Below are 17,231 nucleotides of genomic sequence, written 5' to 3' on the forward strand. Positions count from 1 at the left end.
GAATAACCACACCCGCGCCGTTTTATTCCTCCAGACGGTCAGCAGACCCATCGGGGAGCGGCATGGATCAAGACATGGAGCAACAGTGGTCGAAAGAGCGGCACAGCCTTCGGGTGGATGTAGAAGGAGCCGCTGATAAGGCGGAAAGTCCGATGGACTCGGCTCTCCCGGCACCTGCTATCGTGAATGCTAACAATATGCAGGAAGAGCACCTTCGAGGAAGTTCCTCCTCAAGGGAAGCCAAGGACAACGTAAACCCAGCCGCAAGATCGAGCGAGCCAGCAACTGGAGGTCCCGGGGCTGTTCACGGTACCGATCTGACTGGAATATTCAAGCAAGTGGCAGTTCGTGACGCCGTGCAGCAGCTACCGAGGAAGCTGCCTGCCAAGGAGAAAGAGCAAACTGCGAACTCCGGTAGAACCCTCCACGCTACCGACGTATTTTCGACATTGAGCGGTCCGCCCAAAAGTGAGGAGCCGGGATTCACCCAGATGTTTCAGGCGCTTGGAACGAATAACTCTTCACCCCATGACTCTCTACCTCGCGATCGAAATAATGTCAGTGAGAGCGACGGTTTTTTCGCAGATCGGCCGAAAGGTCATCCAGTTCCGGAGTGGCCTGAGTCCTCGGATCCAGGTGCATCTCGACCAGCACCGTCATACGGTGCAGGAGGCTTCACCCAACTTTTTCGTAAACTCGATCACGAGTCTGAATCCCCCGAAATCACCCAGCAAGAGAGGTTCGCTGCGGAAGCAGGGCAGACGCCACAACCCGGGGGAGGCTTTACGCAGCTACTACGCACTCTGTCCAGCGAGAGCGATGCTGGCTTGCCGACCGACCATCCGTCGCCAATGGTCCAGCCGCCGCCCGAAGGGCCCGGCGAGTTTACGCGCATCGTGTCCCGCTCCGCTCTGCGGGACGCTGCGAGCCGCAGAGAGCATGAGAACGTCAAAGCGCAAGACGAATCATTCGCACCCGAGATGCAAGCGCAACCGCAAAGGTCGGCAATAAACCCGAATCGAAGCGCTTCGGACCCGCAGTACCTATCAAATTCACAACCCATGCTCGCCCCCCTGCCGTTGGAGCAGTCAGAGCAGGTAGCCACAGCGCCCAGGTCGGCAGGTGCGACCGCCTCTCCGCATCAACCTCTCGGTAAGCTGCAGCAATACATACCTGTGCTCTTGATAGCGAACTTCTTTACGATGTTTATAGTTCTAGTCCTACTGGTATTCATTCTGCTGCGTCATAGATAAAAGCCGGCCGCTAGTTGACCTAGGCACTATCGCTGGGAAGCACGATAAGTTCCATTTGAGGGTTTGCAATTTCCCCTGGTACATATACGCCGAAGTTCCTAGCCCGCTTGATCGACTCCCAAGCGACCCCATTGCGATCCAGGCTGAAATACTGATAGCGCAGCTTGACCGGGATCTCCTGCGGAGGCGAAGGAACGTGGGTCATCGCCACGCCGGGAAGCGCCTGCCGGATCAGCGTCTCGAGGTGAGTGGCTGAGCAGGCTTTCACCAGAGCAGGCGTGCGCGAAACAAGCTCAGCAGTAGGCACATCCGAGGTGATCGCGAGATACAGATGCGCATTCGAGAGATATTCGTCGCGATCGATGTCTGTAACGTAGACTGAGTCGCGCACCTGCCGAAGAGGCAACGCGATAAACCTACTTGGAATGACGGTATCGAGCAGTTTCATGAGCTGCGATTCGAGCTCAAGAAAACATGGACCTTGCTTTTCGTGTTCGTAACGAGGAAGGTCAAGAGGACCGAGGGCGCGAGAGAAGGTCGTTAGTGCACCCGCCAACGATAGCATTTGCAAAAATAGTGTCTCGGGACGGGAGTGATTCGCGTGCATCAGGTGATTTAGCAGGGGCAAGTGCGTGTTGATCGTATATAACAGCCAAAAGCTTGCTACATCGGAAGCGCTGAAATCCGCAAGTGACTGATTCCTCTGCCGGCGAGCGCCAGCCAGCTGTGTGCCTCGCGAAACAAGTACCTCCGAAAGTCCGCGAAGAATGCTCATCAGGCGGTCGCTCGCGTGTATGTCAATCATGGGGCCGATGAAATCATGATCGAGCTTATAGCGGCCGGTTTCGGTTCGCACTACCCGCGCCAGCGGAAGCAGTACCAGTCCCTCGAAACTCTCTCCCTCAGCCACGATCCGCAAGTTTTTGCGCGCCAGCGAGACCGGCTTCTCAACGCTTGAGCCATTCTCATCTCGCAGCATCTGCAACTCTGAGTAAAAGCGGGTACTTAGCCCGACGTTCCTCAATGCGACATTGATGCCTCCGGGTCGCACCTGTGGGATAGCAAGGTAAAAAATACAGGCATCACATCCATCCTTAAAGCACTCGTCGAGAGCGCGTGAACCCGGCGCAGGATCCGCCCCAGGGGTGTCAAAGGCAAGTCCATCCGGAAACAATCCTGTCACTTCCGCTATCTCTAGTCGACCTTCTCCAATCGAGGAGCTCTCAATCTTGAGCGAAGAGAAGCCCCAATGGCAGAAGGACAAAGACTCCATCGTGAACCGAAGGGAGTCCTCGAAAAAATGGTCCTGAGCCTGTAAGTGCTGCGGAGAGAGAAACACCCCTTTGGACCAGACAACAGGCTGCAGTTGTCGCATGTGGGTTATACCTCTGTTTCTTATCTATCACTGGTTCATGCACAAACCGTCAACAAGCCGCTCATGCTCTCAGAGCTAAAAGCGACTTTATGCAAGCGCCAGTAAAGAAAATGTGCACACGGGGAATAGACACGGTAACCCTGTGTTTATTCCAGCAGGGCGAGATGAGCACGGCCTGTTGTTATGAAAGCTATAGGTCGGGAAGCCAGCTTGGATCCCATTAGGAGCACTGTTATGGCAAAGGAAAGTACACAGCGGAAATTGAGTAGGGTCCGTCCGCCACGCGTGCAGATCACTTATGACGTGGAAGTCGGCGACGCGATCGAGTTGAAGGAGTTGCCTTTCGTCATGGGGGTGCTTGCGGATTTGACAGGACAACCAGCCGAAGCATTAGCCCCCTTGAAGGAGCGCAAGTTCACCGAAATTACACCCGACAACTTCGATGCGGTACTCGCAAACCTCGGCCCACGGCTCGCATTTTCGGCAGAGAATGTCTTGAGTGACGACCCTGAGAAGGGCCAGCTGCAGGTTGACCTTCGGTTTGAGTCGATCGATGACTTCTCGCCGGAGCGAGTCGCGGAGCGAGTGGAGCCGCTGCGGCAATTGTTGGAGTTGCGTACTAAGCTCTCTGATCTGCAGGGAAGCCTTCAAGGTAATGACAAACTTGACGAGGCGCTATACGCCGCCGTGACCAACACTGATTTGCGTGAGAAGCTGCGCAACGAACTGAGGACTTCCGGAGAGTAATGATGGCGAACCAGACGACGGCAGTTGCCACTGTGACTGCGGAGGCGCAGCCAATTGAAACGCCTCTGCTTGACCAGATTGTAAGTGAAGGGCGCTTCACTCGAGACGCCTCCGCAACCCAGCGAGGACGAGACCTGGTAAAAGAGTTCGTGTCCCAGGTTCTTGAGGGTCATCTGACGGTCACGCGGGACACGGAGTCTTCAATTCAGGCTCGCATCGCCCAGATCGATCAACTTATTTCCAAACAGTTGAACAAGATCCTTCACCATCCATCTTTCCAGAAGCTTGAAGGAACCTGGAGGGGCATACGCTTCCTGCTGGATCAGAGTGAAACCAGCGTTATGCTGAAGTTGAAGGTGCTCAACGTCTCCAAGCGCGAGCTGCTTAGGGACTTGCAGCGAGCACCAGAATTCGACCAAAGCGCACTCTTTAAGAAAGTCTACGAAGAAGAGTTCGGCGTCTTTGGGGGAGCGCCATTCGCGGCAGTGATTGGCGACTATGAATTCGGTCGCGGGCCTGAAGACCTCGACTTGTTGCGGCGAGTGGCGCAGGTAGCCGCCTCCGCGCATGCACCCTTTTTATCCGCTGCCGCACCCGAACTACTGAACCTCTCCGATTTCACTCAGCTCGGATTACCGCGAGACATCGCTAAAATCTTTGACTCCACTGAATACGCGAAATGGAAATCGTTCCGGCAGTCGGAAGACTCTCGCTATGTGGGTTTGACACTTCCCCGGGTCTTGGCGCGGTTGCCCTATGGCAAGGAGACAAACCAGGTAGATGGATTTGAGTTTGAGGAAGATGTCGATGGCTCTGACCATTCGAAATATCTATGGAGTAATGCCGCCTACGCGCTTGGAGCCCGCCTGACCAATGCATTTGCACAGTATGGGTGGTGCGCCGCAATCCGAGGAGTAGAGGGTGGCGGGCTGGTGGAAGATCTGCCTGCCCATAACTTCGAGACGGATGAAGGCGACGTCGCGTTGAAGTGCCCAACCGAAGTGCAGATCACTGACCGTCGGGAAAAGGAACTGGCCGATCAAGGCCTGGTGCCGCTAGTGCATTGCAAGGGCACCGATTATGCAGCATTTTTTAGTGTGCAATCAGCTAACAAGCCTGCCCTCTACGACAAGGACGCGGCGAACGCCAATGCAAGGCTCTCGGCCCAGCTCCCGTATATCTTCGCAATGTCCCGTTTCGCGCACTACCTGAAAGCTATGATGCGAGACAAGATCGGCAGCTTTACCACGCGGGAGGAATGCCAGTTATTCCTGAATCGGTGGATCAGCCAATATGTTCTATCGGATGACTCTGCCTCGCAGGCAGCGAAAGCAAAGCTGCCGCTCCGAGAAGCATCCATCGAAGTTTCGGAAATTCCAGGAAAGCCCGGTGCATATCGCGCAGTGGCGTTCCTGAAGCCGCATTTCCAGCTCGACGAATTAACGATCTCTTTGCGCCTGGTTGCCGACCTACCTGAATCTGCGCGCAACTGAGGCTAACCATAACCAAAAACATGTGAGGTTGGAAAGGAGCAACTAGCGATGAGCGATCAGGGCGTAGATTACTTTCTGAAGCTGGACGGCGCACAGGGCGAGTCTCAGCATATAAGCCATACAAACGAAATCCGGGTGCTGAACTGGAGCTGGGGCGGCTACTCGGAAAGCACTGTCGGTAGAACCCAAGGTTCTGGTGCCGGCAAGGTAACGATGGAGCCTATCACCATCGTTGCGGAACTAGACTCCGCCTATACAAAGCTCGCAGGCTTTTTGACCCAGGGCAAACACATTAGCAGCGGTACGCTATCTGCCGTAAAGCAAGGGTCAAACAACCAGGATTTCATCACCATTCAGTTGACGGAGGTCTTTGTGGCCTCGATGAATGTAACCGCGTCAGGACAGGTTCCAGTCGTAAACCTGACACTCACCTACAAGTCGATCAACACGCAGTACAAGATGCAGAACGCACAGGGTAATCTGACGACTGCCGGAACACACACGTACGACGCTTCAACGAACCAGACGTCCTAATAAGAAAGCTGGGCGCCAGACTTGGTCCGCGAGCTGCTCTCAATACATCGCAGAGCGGCTGCGCGGCCAGGCTAGGGTAGTCCTGTGTTAGTCATCTTGCTTGGGTAACGAGCTGTTTCCTTTGTTAACAGAGGAGTTCTGACCGTGCTGCGGCTAGAAGAATTGCTTCAACCGATTGATGCCGTTGCTTTGGCCGGTAAAGACCTTCGTTACGATCCCCTCATCGATCAAATTCGCGATGCGCGCTCGCAAGACGATGACTCGCTTCCTGTGGGTGAATGGTCACGACAAACAAAGCGCGCCGACTACTCTCTGGTCGCCTCGCTGGCAGCCGACGCGCTACTAAACCGGAGTAAGGACCTCTGGCTGGCAGTATGGCTGGGCGAAGCATGTATTCAGCTCGAAGGATATGTGGCGTTGGAGCCGGTGCTCCGGTTGCTACTTGAACTACAGCGAAGGTTCTGGGCAGAGATGTATCCGGAGATCGAAGCGGGTGACTTGTCCCTGAGGTCGGCCCCGGTTCACTGGGGCATGGAACGCTTTGCTTCGATGATCTACGAGCTGCCTATCACTCAGAGCAAGCTCAGTTATGCAGCGTACAAGCATGTACGTTCTGGAGTTACAGCTGCAAATCTGGAGGCATTGACAGCAGAGACGCTGGAACTTCATATACAGGCTACCAGCGCAGAATTCTATTCCGAACTGAAAGAGCAGCTAGGTCGTGCGCTCATAGCTCTTGATGAGCTCTATCTATTCTGCGATGAAAAATATGGTACGGACGCTCCATCGTTCGTAAGAATACGATCCGCGTTGGAGGAAGTCCAGAATGTCGTCGCGCAACTCCTGAGGATGAAGCCCGGGGCTCCTCCTCCGGAGGAAGTCACGGCGACCTTCCCAGTGCAATTAGCATCAAGCCCCAGGGCAGAAATCTCGTTGGAGCCTGCAATAGAGGCGAATAAAGAGCTGAACTTCACAGCGCCAGCTTCATGGCAGAATGCCTTAGGTCTGATAAGAAGCTGTGCTAATTATTTCCTCGAGCAGCGGCCGGACAATCCGGCTGCCTACTTGCTGGCTCTCGCCGTTCAGTATGGCGACACCGAATCGAGTAGCGGGTCGGGATCCTCTCCTTCATCGGAGACTAGGCTTGGCCTAAAACGCGCGAGTGAGCTTGGCGACTGGAGGGCCCTCTTCGATCAGGCGATTCGCGCTGTGATGGAGAGCAGCGGGAGACAATGGCTTGATCTCTATCGCTATATATGGCAAGGTGCTCAAGCGACCGGGGCAACGTCGTTAGAGGCCCTGGTTCTGGCGCATAGTCGCGCACTGCTTGATCGCGATGCGGGCATAACCGGGGCAGCTTTCGAAGATGATACCCCGGTTGCGAATACCGAAACACAGCGATGGTTTAAGAGCGTTGTGGATCCGCCTGTAGAGCCGCCTCCCGTGGTGCGTGAGTTCTTGCCGGCCCCCCTACCGGCATCGCCGATCGTTGCTGCGGACGAACTTTACGCGCAGGCCTGCGTCTTCGCGGAGGGCGGCGAGTTTGCCAGAGCCGCAGAGATATTGATGGAAGATGCTACCGCATCCCGGAGCGGTCGCGGACGGTTCCTGCGCCGCCTTGACTTATGCCGATTGTGCGTACGTTTCGGACACGCTTCTACCGCAGCCAACATATTGCGCCAATTACTCGCCGAGACTGACGAGCGCGAGCTTGATGAATGGGAGGATCGCGAGATATTGGGCGAGTTGCTATGGATGCTCATAGAGTCACTCGGTAACGAAGATGCTGAAGGGGAACGCAGATCGGCCTACGCACGTCTGTGCCGAATTGATCCTGTCAGGGCATTAGGACTGCTGGATCGGACCTAGGAGAGAGCGATGGCACGTTCGAAAGAAATGTTGTTTGCGCAGTCCCTCATGGAAAGGTTGAGCGAAAAGCAGGAGTGGCCCACTACCCAGACAGGGTCTCTGCGGCTGTTAAAGGAATCGATCCGGCGAGATTTGGAGGCACTCTTGAATACTCGCAGGCCTATGACCATGGAGCTGGGCGGTTACAGCGAAGCCGCCGCCTCGGTCGTGAACTATGGTCTTGAAGACCTGACCAGCTTGCGAGCAACAAGAAGCGGGTACTTACTGGAGATGCAACGTTCGATCCAGCAGTGTCTTACCGAGTATGAACCCCGCTTAACCGAAGTGACAGTCAGGGTGCAAGATGGTGATTTCGTCAATCGTGAGATACGGCTGCACATCGAGGCCAATCTTCCCGTTTACCCGAGCGTTGAAGCGGTTACCTTTGATACCGTTTTCGACTTAACAAGTGAAACTTACTTCGTGGGGTAAGGATGCGACAGCAAATCTTGGAATATTACGAACGCGAGCTGGGCTACATGCGACAGATGGGCGCTGAGTTCGCGAAGAAATATCCTGCTGTAGCGGGTCGACTCCAGTTGGAGCCGGACCGTTGTGCCGATCCACATGTGGAGCGACTGCTTGAGGCTTTCTCTTTCTTGGCCGCGCGCATCCATCTCCGGCTAGACGATGATTTTCCCGAGCTAACCGAGGGTTTCCTCGATGTAGTATATCCGCATTTCCTACGGCCTATGCCAGCGATGACGGTTGCTGAGTTTTCTTCTGATGAAACAGGGAGCAATAAAGGTAACTCTGTGACCGTGCCGGCTGGCGTGCAACTAACGGCGAAACGCACGACGGACGGAGTTCCATGCAAGTTCCGCACCGGTTACCCCGTCACTCTGTGGCCTATTGAAGTGAAAGAGTGTGCCTGGAGACGGCCTGAACAAATTCCATCACCACCGCGCGTCGGCGATGCGGCCGCTGTGCTGCGAGTCGTTCTCAAGGCTCGACGTGAAGTCTTGTTTTCAAAGTTAGAGATGGACACGCTAGCGTTCTATCTCGCGGGCGAGCGTGGGGTCGCACTGCCGCTTTATGAGTTGTTGTCCCACAATCTGCGCAGGATTGTGGTCCGTAGTCCAGAGCGACCGACGGGCAAGACGGTTTCACTCGACCGCAGCGGGCTGCGCGCTATGGGCTTTGCCGCCGACGAAAGCTTGCTGCCATATCCGCAGCGATCGTTCCATGGCTACAGGCTCTTGCAGGAATATTTCAGCTTCCATGAGAAATTTCTTTTCTTCCAATTATGCAATCTGCGACCGGCGATAGAGGCCGTTGATGCAGGAGAAGATCTCGAGATCCTCTTTTATGTCTCCCAGTTCGAGCAACCAGAGCGCATGCAAATGCTCGAAGTTGGTGTCTCTTCTGAGACGATCCGTCTAGGATGTACGCCGATAATTAACTTGTTCAGTCATGCCGCGGAGCCGGTTCTGCTTTCGCAGGCGCGCCATCAATATCCTGTCTCGGTGAGTGCTCGAAGTCGTACCGGTATTGAGATCTTTTCTATCGACTCAATACTCGCAACAAATCCGTCGCGACGTACATCGGTCACTCTGCCTCCACTTTTTGAGCACCGCTTTCGTGCGATACCGGCCCGGGCGCCAGTGTATTGGAGGTCAACTAGGAAGTACTCCGAAATAGATAATCGAAGGCCGAGCGATGTCTACGTATCGATAGTCGATGCGGAGGGTGCAATGACCGAGCCGAATGCGGAGGTCCTTACTGTGCAGTGCACCTGCACCAATCACGACCTTCCGGCAAGGCTGCCGTTCGGCGACCCCGACGGCGATTTCTACTGGGAAGGTGGCGCGGGAATCGGAAAGATCCGTGCTTTGCACCGGCCAACGCCGACGTATCCTTCGCCTTCCGGCGCGGGACAAACCTGGAGCCTGATCTCGCAGCTTTCCTTGAACCACCTATCCTTGGGCGAAGCTGGTCTAGCTGCATTTCAGGAGATTCTGAAGTTACACAACTTCACCGCAGCCACGCACTTCGAAAAGCAGATTGCCGGCATAGTGTCCATGACCACCAAGAAGCATATCGCGCTGATGCAAACTGAGTTCGGCAGTACAGCAGCCAGGGGAACGCGGGTGGAGATCGAACTAGACGAGTCGCACTTCCCAGGCGGAGGTGCCTATCTGTTTAGCGCGATATTGGACCGCTTCTTCGGCTTGTACGTTTCAATGAACAGCTTTTCACAACTTGCCGTCCGCACGAACATGAGAAAGGAGGCCTTGGAGGAATGGTCACCGAGAGCGGGCAGCCAGTCATTGATATAGGGGAACAAAGGGAAGTTGGGGAACGAAGATTGCGGGAAATGATGCAAGCGGAACCGCGAAGCTTTCGATTCTTCCAGATGGTGCGACTTCTCGAGAGGATGCATCCGGAACGCAAACCAATGGGGATTTTCGTAACACCGGCAGACGAGGTCGTGCGCTTCACAGCGCCTCCAGCACTCGCGTTTCCAGCCAGCGAGCTTGGCTGGTACAAGCCGCAGGAAGACAAACCCGCATCTCTCGAGGTGAATTTCCTGGGGCTGAATGTCATAAACGGACCAATGCCGCGCAGCTACACGGAGACCTTGCTGGAACGGCAACGCGGGAAGGACCGGGCGACGCTGGAGTTCTTCGATCTCTTCAACCATCGCATCGTGTCGCTCTTCTATCGCGCCTGGACACGGTATCGTTTTTTCATTGCGTATGAAAAGGCACAAGGTGGGGAAGACGAGATAACTCAACGGCTCTACGATCTTGTAGGCTTGGGCACGCCCGGTTTGCGAGGCCGTATGACAATGCCGGAAGAAAGCTCTATCTACTACTCCGGTCTGCTAAGTAATCAGATCCGGTCGGTAGACGGACTCAAGCAAATCCTGGAGGACTATTTTGGGGTGCGCGTCGAGATAAGGCAATTCACCGGCTCCTGGGTACCGCTTCCTGAAGAGCAACAAACCGTATTGCGTGATGGCGAATCCATGGCCGAGTGTTTGGGAATTGCGACGGTCGTAGGCAATGAGGTCTGGGATCAAGAAGGGACAATGACGGTGCGGCTCGGTCCCATGCCACTGGCTCGATATCGTGAATTTCTGCCCGGATCGCGCGGGCAGGCCGAACTGCAAGACTGGCTGAAGTTCTATTCGCGCCGGGCTTTCCAGTTTGTCGTTCAGTTGATACTCGAGCGCGACGAAGTGCCGCAGATCCCCTTGAAAGCTGGTCCAGTCACCAGCAGCCGGCTCGGCTACGAAAGCTGGCTGAAAATAAAACCGATGGGCAGAGATCCTGACGAGACTACATACCTGATCGTATAAAGAGGAAATAAATATGATTGCGAGCGTGAAGCCGCTGGTAGCGAAGTTCAATGACACAACCAGGCAGGTTATGGAAGGCGCCGCAGGCCTGTGCCTTTCGCGGACGAACTATGAAGTGGAGATCGAACACTTTCTGGCCAAGGCATTGGAGCTGGAGAAAACCGATCTGGCTCTGATCGTTGACCATTATGGAGTCAGCCGCTCTCGATTGGCTGTTGAACTTCGGGCCAGCCTGGACCGGCTTAAAACCGGAAATGCCCGAGGACCTGCCTTCAGCCCAGCCCTCATAAAAATGTTTGGGGAAGCGTGGGCAATCGGATCGCTGACTTTCGATTCTGCCCTAATCCGCACCGGTCATACACTGCTCGGCCTGTTGAATGAAGATGGCCTTGCACGCATGTTGCGCGATATTAGCAAAGAACTGGCGAGGATCCCATTTGCCACATTGCTGCAGGAGTTTCACGAGTTGACGGAGAGATCCATTGAGGCAGATTCGGAGATGCAGCAGCCATCAACTGCCAATAAAGCATCGCAACGCACGTCAGCAGCAAAGACGCCGTTTCTCGATCAATACACGATTGACTTGACGGGTGAGGCGCGTGCAGGCCGAATCGAGGCGGTGGTTGGCCGTGACGGAGAGATCCGCCAGATGATCGATATCCTCATGCGACGGCGACAGAACAATCCGATTCTGACCGGTGAAGCCGGTGTCGGTAAAACGGCTGTTGTCGAGGGTCTCGCCCGCAGAATCGCAGATGGTGATGTGCCTGCAGTGCTTGAAAGAGTACGCCTACATAGTCTCGATCTGACTTTGCTGCAGGCCGGGGCCGGTGTGAAGGGTGAGTTCGAAAATCGGCTGAAGGGCCTGATCCAGGAGGTGAAAGCCTCTCCCCAACCAGTGATTCTGTTTATCGACGAAGCGCACACCATGATTGGAGCGGGCGGCCAGCAAGGCCAGGGAGATGCAGCCAACATCCTGAAGCCGGCGTTGGCGAGAGGAGAGCTGCGGACAATCGCCGCGACGACCTGGGTAGAATACAAGCGTTACTTCGAGAAGGACGCCGCCTTGACCAGGCGCTTTCAGGTAGTCCAAGTGGATGAGCCGTCAGAGCCATTGTGCGAGTCGATGCTGCGTAGCATCGCGCCGTCCTTGGAGAAACATCATTCCACGCGCATTCTCGACGAGGCGATTAGTGCGGCGGTTCGCTTGTCGCACCGCTATCTGCCAGGCAGACAGCTGCCCGACAAGGCTGTAAGTGTTCTCGATACCGCATGCGCCCGGGTCGCACTCAGCGAGCAAACTGATCCCGCAGCGGTCGAGGCTCTAGTGCGCCGCATCACTGCTTTTGAGTCCCAGAAGCGCCTCTTACTGCGGGAACAAGCGACCGGCTCCCAGCACGCGGAACGAATTGCCGCTTGCGACGAGCAGATCCGCATCGCGACTGCCGACCTTCAGCAGCTTCGCGGACGGTGGGCACAAGAAACTGAGCTTGTGCAAAGGATGAAGGCGCTCCATGCAGGGCTGGAGTCGAGTGACAGTCTCGACGCCGAAGAGCGCTCCGCGGCTTTGAACGAGTTGGAGGGGTTGCGCTCTCAGCTGAGAGCGTTACAATCGCAGGCGCCACTGACCTATCTGGCAGTGGACGCCCAGATAGTGGCTTCGGTCATCTCCGAGTGGACCGGCATTCCGCTCGGCAAGATGATGGACGATGAGATCGTTAAAGTCCTCAGTCTCGAGACGGAGCTTAAGCGACGAGTCGTCGGTCAGGACCACGCGCTGGCGGCCATTGCACAACGCATCTGGACTTCTCGCGCCAACCTGGACGATCCCGGAAAGCCAATAGGCGTTTTCATGCTTGCTGGACCGAGCGGTGTCGGCAAGACAGAAACCGCGCTAGCCCTGGCGGAAGTGCTTTATGGCGGAGAGGACAGCGTAGTTACCATCAACATGTCCGAGTTCCAGGAGCCGCACTCAGTGTCCACGCTTAAGGGCGCCCCTCCTGGTTATGTCGGCTATGGTGAGGGAGGAGTTCTTACCGAAGCCATACGGCGCCAGCCCTACTCCGTCGTCCTGCTCGATGAGGTGGAGAAGGCCCACCCGGATGTCCTCGAGTTGTTTTTCCAGGTCTTCGACAAAGGCCACATTGAGGACGGCGAAGGTCGCTGGATAGATTTTCGCAATACGCTTATTCTGCTCACAACGAATGCGGCGAGCGGTCTGATCTCCAAACTCTGCGCGCAGTCTGAGTCCATGCCGCTTCCGGCTGAATTAGCAACCTCCATTCGGCCGGAACTCAATCGCATCTTCAAGCCCGCTTTCTTGGGCCGCACGCTTGTGGTGCCGTATTACCCCGTCAAGGAAGAAGTTCTGAAACATATCATTCGCTTGAAGCTGGGAAAGATCGAAGACCGGTTAGCGACAGCGCATCGAGTACACCTGCAGTACGACGACGAACTCGTTGAGCTCGTCCGGCAGCGTTGCATCGAAGTTGAGAGTGGCGCCCGCAACATAGACCACCTGCTTTCCAATACGCTGCTGCCCGAAATATCACGCAGCTTGTTGGCGGGTATGGCAGAGGGAGAGTCTCTGGAGCAGGTTCGCGTAGGAGTCTCGGAGACCGGAGAGTTCACCTATACCTGGACACAGAGTAAGGACGCTCCCGACTCCCAGACTTACACGGCAGCATAACCGAAAGGCGCTCCAAGATGGCAGGGTATACACAGACAAACCGGATCCTTCTGTTCAACAGCCCTTTGGGCGCGAATACACTACTCGCGATCGGGTTCCGCGGAGTCGAGGCAATTTCAGAGCTATTCGATTTTGAGGTCGACGTCCTCTCGGAACCCGAGACGGTGATTGACCCATCGGCGCTGGTCGGCAAGCGGGTGACGCTCGAGTTGCAAGTAACTGATACCGGCACCAAGCGTTACTTCAATGGGATAGTTGCCAGCCTTGAAGGGACCGGAGGCGACACGTTCTTTAACCGCTACCGGGTAAGAGTGGTTCCCATGTTATGGCTGCTGTCGTTAAGCCGGCAAACGAGAGTCTTTCAGGATATGACTGTGCTCGAGATTGCTGAAAAGGTCCTTTCTCCCTATAGCATTGTTCCGCAGTTAGATACACAAGCATCTTATTCAATCCTTGAGTACTGCACTCAGTACCGGGAGACAGACCTGGAGTTTATCGAGCGGATCCTGCAACAGCAAGGCATCTTCTTCTATTTCATCCATTCTGCTGCCGATCATGTCCTGGTGCTTTCCGACACCAGTGCGCTCTGTAGCGAATGCCCAGTCGCGAGCCACTTCGATTTCGCTGTGGAGGATGAGCGGCAGCTAAGTTTCTATAAGCCGCTGATACTGGACTTCCGATCGCGATCGGCTCTCATTGCCGGCGATCACACATCATGGGATTACCGCTTCATGCAGTACGCGGTCTCTCATGCAAGCCCTCAGACGGCGCGGTCAACTACGCAGATGGGGGAGAATTCTCACGAGCGCTACGACTATGCCGATTCCGCTTCAGCCTTCTTTAAGACTGAGGGCGCCGAACCAAAGACGCCAATCATGCAGACGCAACTGCAAAATGTCGAACGCGATGTAGAGGACGCACAGTCGATCGACTGCCACGGCCAGTCTACGGCAAGTACGATGCAGAGCGGGTTTACGTTTACTCTCAGCAAATATCCTCAATCAGAAAAAAACATCAAGTACTTACTGACACGTGTCACTCACTTCGCGCAGCAACAGCCGGGCTATCGATCTGAAGTAGTCAAGCCAGATGAAAACCCTTATATGAACAGCTTTGAGGCGCGGCCATTTACGCAGGTATATCGAAAGGAAAAGACCATCGCCAAGCCTCGCGTGCAAGGCGTCGTCACGGGCAAAGTAGTGACGTTCCCTGGGGAAGACTCCTATCTCGACCGTTTCGGCCGCGTCTGTGTCCAGTTCTGGTGGGACCGTCAGAGGCCGCCGGAGACTCCAGACAAGACGCTCCTACGAGTGGCGCAGCAATGGGCGGGCAAGGGTTGGGGGACTTATTTCTGGCCGCGCATCGGGGACGAGGTACTGATCGATTTTCTTGATGGCGACCCAGACGCTCCGATTGTGGTTGGTTCAGTGTACAACGGCGTCAACATGCCGAAGTACGATCCTAAGTCCGAGTACACTCGTTCCGGCATTTTGACCCGCTCCTCGAAAGGTGGTGGGGCCGCCAACGCGAACGAATTACGCTTCGATGACCTGAAAGGCTCAGAACAGATTTTCATGAATGCGGAACGCAACTTCGATCTTCATGTGGAGCATGACTGGCACCGGCTCATAGGCAACGAAGAGCACAGTCACATCCTCAAACACCAGTACCAGCAGGTGGACGGGAGGGCACACCTTAGGGTTGGTGAAGAGCAGGTGCTGGAGATCGAAGGAGGCCGTTACCTGAACGTCAAGGGAGAGCAGGCAAGCACCGTTGCTGGCAACTACTCGCTCAAGGTGGCAGGAAGTCAGATCAGTCGAACAGGCGTCGCTCACGTTATCGAATCGGGAGAGGAAATTCATATCAAAGGCGGCGTGCGGGTGATCATCGAAGGCGGCCTCGGCGGCATCTGTCTACAGTCGGCGGAATCGGCGATCTCCATCGATGCGACTGGAATTGCCATCCAGGGTGCGGTGCGATTTGGCAAGGCAGACTGCCTGCCTGCACTGCCTGACCCCATAGCGCCGGCCAGCAAAAGTGTAATCTCGCCGAATTGGCCGGGAGATGATCCCCGTGCATAGAACACAGGCATTATAAGTGGAGTATTTGTGCCAGTTGTCACATAATTGTTGTTGTACGCTAGTTTTTGCGATTCAGTACATTGGGTAGAAAATAGGGGAACAATGTTTACCCCTAAAACATTAACGGCATCCACTGAAGCTTTTGGCATTGAACACATTGACAGTCTTTATCGGTATGCAATCGTGCTGACGCGTAGTCGGGCGGACGCCGAGGACTTAGTGCAGGAGACATACGTCCGCGCGATGGAGGCATTTAGCCGTCTGCGGGAGGACAGTAACGTAAAGGGATGGCTCTTTACGATTCTAAGGAATCTCTGGCTGAACGAGCTTCGCAAACAGAGAAGCAGGCCACAGCTTGTCGAGGTCGATGCTGATGCGCATTTATCCGATGGACTGGTAGGGAGCAATCGAGGTGCTCAAGAGATACTTGAAAGTGAAGAGGACGCGAAGCGGGTGAGGGCGGCAATTGACAAGCTGCCTTCGGAGTTCCAGGAAATTTTAGTCCTGCGCGAATTCGAGGAACTCTCCTACCACGAGATTGCAACAGTTCTAAGCTGTCCTGCCGGCACGGTGATGTCGCGTCTGGGCCGCGCACGTGCCAAGCTACGGGTGTTGCTGAGCGAGGGATGGGGCAGAGGAGCCCAATCCGGAAAGACAAGTCACCATGAACAGTTGCGATGAATTCTACGGGAACGTCCAGTTATACGTCGACGGAGAGCTTACTCCGGAGGAGGGCGAACACCTCTTCTCCCACATGGAGACCTGCGAACTATGCCGTCAATGCCTCGCCGAGGCTGAAGCTTACTCGTCCCGGATCCGTGCTGCTCGTCCTTCCCTTACCGCTCCCGATTCATTACGCGCCTCCGTGTTACGGAGGATGCAGGCGGCGGAGAGTCAGCGGGCTCGTCCGATGCAGGCGCCTCGGCAAAGAACATCAACCTCCCGATTGTGGTCAGTCGGCGCCATTGCAGCTCTCCTGGCGATCTTTGCGGCAAGCGTGCTCTCCTATTACCAACAGCGGCAGCGTGGCACGAATGTGATGCTCCAGACAGCGGCCGTAGCTCACCAGGATCTATTGCAAAACTCCGTTCCGCTGGATATATCCTCGAATTCGCCCGAAGCAGTAGCTGCATGGTTTACAAGCCGGGTATCTTTCCCCTTTCGCATGGCGGACTCAGGGCTGGCTGCTAGTGATGGGGCAAAGTACAAGGTCACCGGTGGAAGACTCCTGACCGCGGGCAATGAACGGCTTGCCATGGTGTCCTTCAGCATGTCAAACGAAGTGATTAGCATGCTGGTTGGCCCGGGTTCCCTCTATACCGCGTCCGGAGGCAAGGTCGTAAAATCTGGTGGCATCGAGTTTCATAGCCGCGATGAAGGTTCGTTCCATATCGTCACTTGGAACAATCGAGGGCTAAGCTATGTGCTCACCTCTGCTATATCCATGGGGAATGCTCATAAGTGTTCGGCGTGCCACGATCAGAATCCTTCGGCTGAAGAGCCCCACCAGGTAACGAAGTTAAATCGTCGCGGATATTGGCAGAGTCGTGCAGAGCCGCTGGTCGCGGTTGCTGCCCCAACCATTCTGCTCCCTCCGGGCGATGGAGCAGATGGAAGCAGACGCTGAGGACCGGCACCCCCTGAGAAATGGAAGCGTCGATGGTGAGAAAAATTCTGCTTCAACTTCCGCACTAGAAATTCAGAAGACGCGTGTGGCCATGCCGCCGCTTTATATGACACCGCTTTATATGAATGGAGAGGTCATGGTAGCGGATGTCTCTGAGAGTTTTGCCCGTGGCTCAGAAATCCTGCTGATGGCCGCATAGTCGCGATTTCCGTCAGCAGGA

The 17,231-nt window shown here is 55.3% G+C and carries 14 protein-coding genes; 13 read left to right on the forward strand and 1 reads right to left on the reverse strand.

All coding sequences use genetic code 11. The annotated features are described in order from the left end of the window. Window positions 1–62 precede the first annotated feature (62 nt). Window positions 63–1,253 (forward strand): hypothetical protein, encoded by a 1,191-nt coding sequence (locus tag ACPOL_RS18525; protein ID WP_114208370.1) that lies wholly within the window; start codon window positions 63–65, stop codon window positions 1,251–1,253. A 19-nt stretch (window positions 1,254–1,272) separates the two neighbouring features. Here the strand turns inward: ACPOL_RS18525 and tssK are convergent, their stop codons facing one another. Next, the gene (tssK, locus tag ACPOL_RS18530) at window positions 1,273–2,628 is read right to left on the reverse strand and encodes a type VI secretion system baseplate subunit TssK (protein ID WP_114208371.1); all 1,356 of its coding nucleotides are present in this window, start codon (window positions 2,626–2,628) and stop codon (window positions 1,273–1,275) included. Between the two features lie 234 nt (window positions 2,629–2,862). Between tssK and tssB the strand changes: the two genes are divergently transcribed. The 12 genes from tssB (at window position 2,863) to ACPOL_RS18590 (ending at window position 17,210) form a co-directional block, all read left to right on the forward strand. After that, a complete protein-coding gene (gene tssB, locus ACPOL_RS18535; protein WP_114208372.1) occupies window positions 2,863–3,375 on the forward strand; it encodes a type VI secretion system contractile sheath small subunit in 513 nt (170 codons plus the stop codon). Beyond that, a complete protein-coding gene (gene tssC, locus ACPOL_RS18540; RefSeq protein WP_236656871.1) occupies window positions 3,375–4,868 on the forward strand; it encodes a type VI secretion system contractile sheath large subunit in 1,494 nt (497 codons plus the stop codon). Before tssB ends, tssC begins: the two co-directional genes overlap by 1 nt. A gap of 48 nt (window positions 4,869–4,916) precedes the next feature. Continuing rightward, entirely contained in the window at window positions 4,917–5,402 is a 486-nt protein-coding gene (locus ACPOL_RS18545) for an Hcp family type VI secretion system effector (RefSeq protein WP_114208374.1), read from the forward strand. Window positions 5,403–5,546: 144 nt separating this feature from the next. Then, window positions 5,547–7,271, forward strand: coding sequence for a type VI secretion system protein TssA (gene tssA / locus ACPOL_RS18550; protein WP_161557435.1), 1,725 nt, complete (start codon window positions 5,547–5,549; stop codon window positions 7,269–7,271). A 9-nt stretch (window positions 7,272–7,280) separates the two neighbouring features. Continuing rightward, window positions 7,281–7,742, forward strand: coding sequence for a type VI secretion system baseplate subunit TssE (gene tssE, locus ACPOL_RS18555; protein ID WP_114208376.1), 462 nt, complete (start codon window positions 7,281–7,283; stop codon window positions 7,740–7,742). Window positions 7,743–7,744: 2 nt separating this feature from the next. Beyond that, entirely contained in the window at window positions 7,745–9,589 is a 1,845-nt protein-coding gene (gene tssF / locus ACPOL_RS18560) for a type VI secretion system baseplate subunit TssF (protein WP_114208377.1), read from the forward strand. Between the two features lie 41 nt (window positions 9,590–9,630). After that, window positions 9,631–10,614: a type VI secretion system baseplate subunit TssG gene (tssG, locus tag ACPOL_RS18565; RefSeq protein WP_414633381.1), complete on the forward strand. Its 984-nt coding sequence runs from the start codon at window positions 9,631–9,633 to the stop codon at window positions 10,612–10,614. Between the two features lie 13 nt (window positions 10,615–10,627). Next, window positions 10,628–13,303 carry a type VI secretion system ATPase TssH gene (gene tssH / locus ACPOL_RS18570; RefSeq protein ID WP_114208379.1) on the forward strand — a complete coding sequence of 892 codons (2,676 nt, stop codon included), beginning with the start codon at window positions 10,628–10,630 and terminating at the stop codon, window positions 13,301–13,303. Between the two features lie 17 nt (window positions 13,304–13,320). Then, window positions 13,321–15,384, forward strand: coding sequence for a type VI secretion system Vgr family protein (locus tag ACPOL_RS18575; protein WP_114208380.1), 2,064 nt, complete (start codon window positions 13,321–13,323; stop codon window positions 15,382–15,384). 102 nt (window positions 15,385–15,486) lie between these two features. After that, window positions 15,487–16,065, forward strand: a complete 579-nt coding sequence (locus tag ACPOL_RS18580; protein ID WP_114208381.1) for a sigma-70 family RNA polymerase sigma factor — start codon at window positions 15,487–15,489, stop codon at window positions 16,063–16,065. Next, on the forward strand, window positions 16,049–17,011 hold the full coding sequence (locus ACPOL_RS18585) for an anti-sigma factor family protein (RefSeq protein ID WP_114208382.1): 963 nt from the start codon (window positions 16,049–16,051) through the stop codon (window positions 17,009–17,011). The genes ACPOL_RS18580 and ACPOL_RS18585 overlap by 17 nt, the downstream gene beginning before the upstream one ends. After that, window positions 16,995–17,210, forward strand: coding sequence for a hypothetical protein (locus tag ACPOL_RS18590; RefSeq protein ID WP_114208383.1), 216 nt, complete (start codon window positions 16,995–16,997; stop codon window positions 17,208–17,210). The genes ACPOL_RS18585 and ACPOL_RS18590 overlap by 17 nt, the downstream gene beginning before the upstream one ends. The last annotated feature ends 21 nt before the right edge of the window (window positions 17,211–17,231 follow it).

The sequence above is a fragment of the Acidisarcina polymorpha genome, assembly GCF_003330725.1.
Classification (GTDB): domain Bacteria; phylum Acidobacteriota; class Terriglobia; order Terriglobales; family Acidobacteriaceae; genus Acidisarcina; species Acidisarcina polymorpha.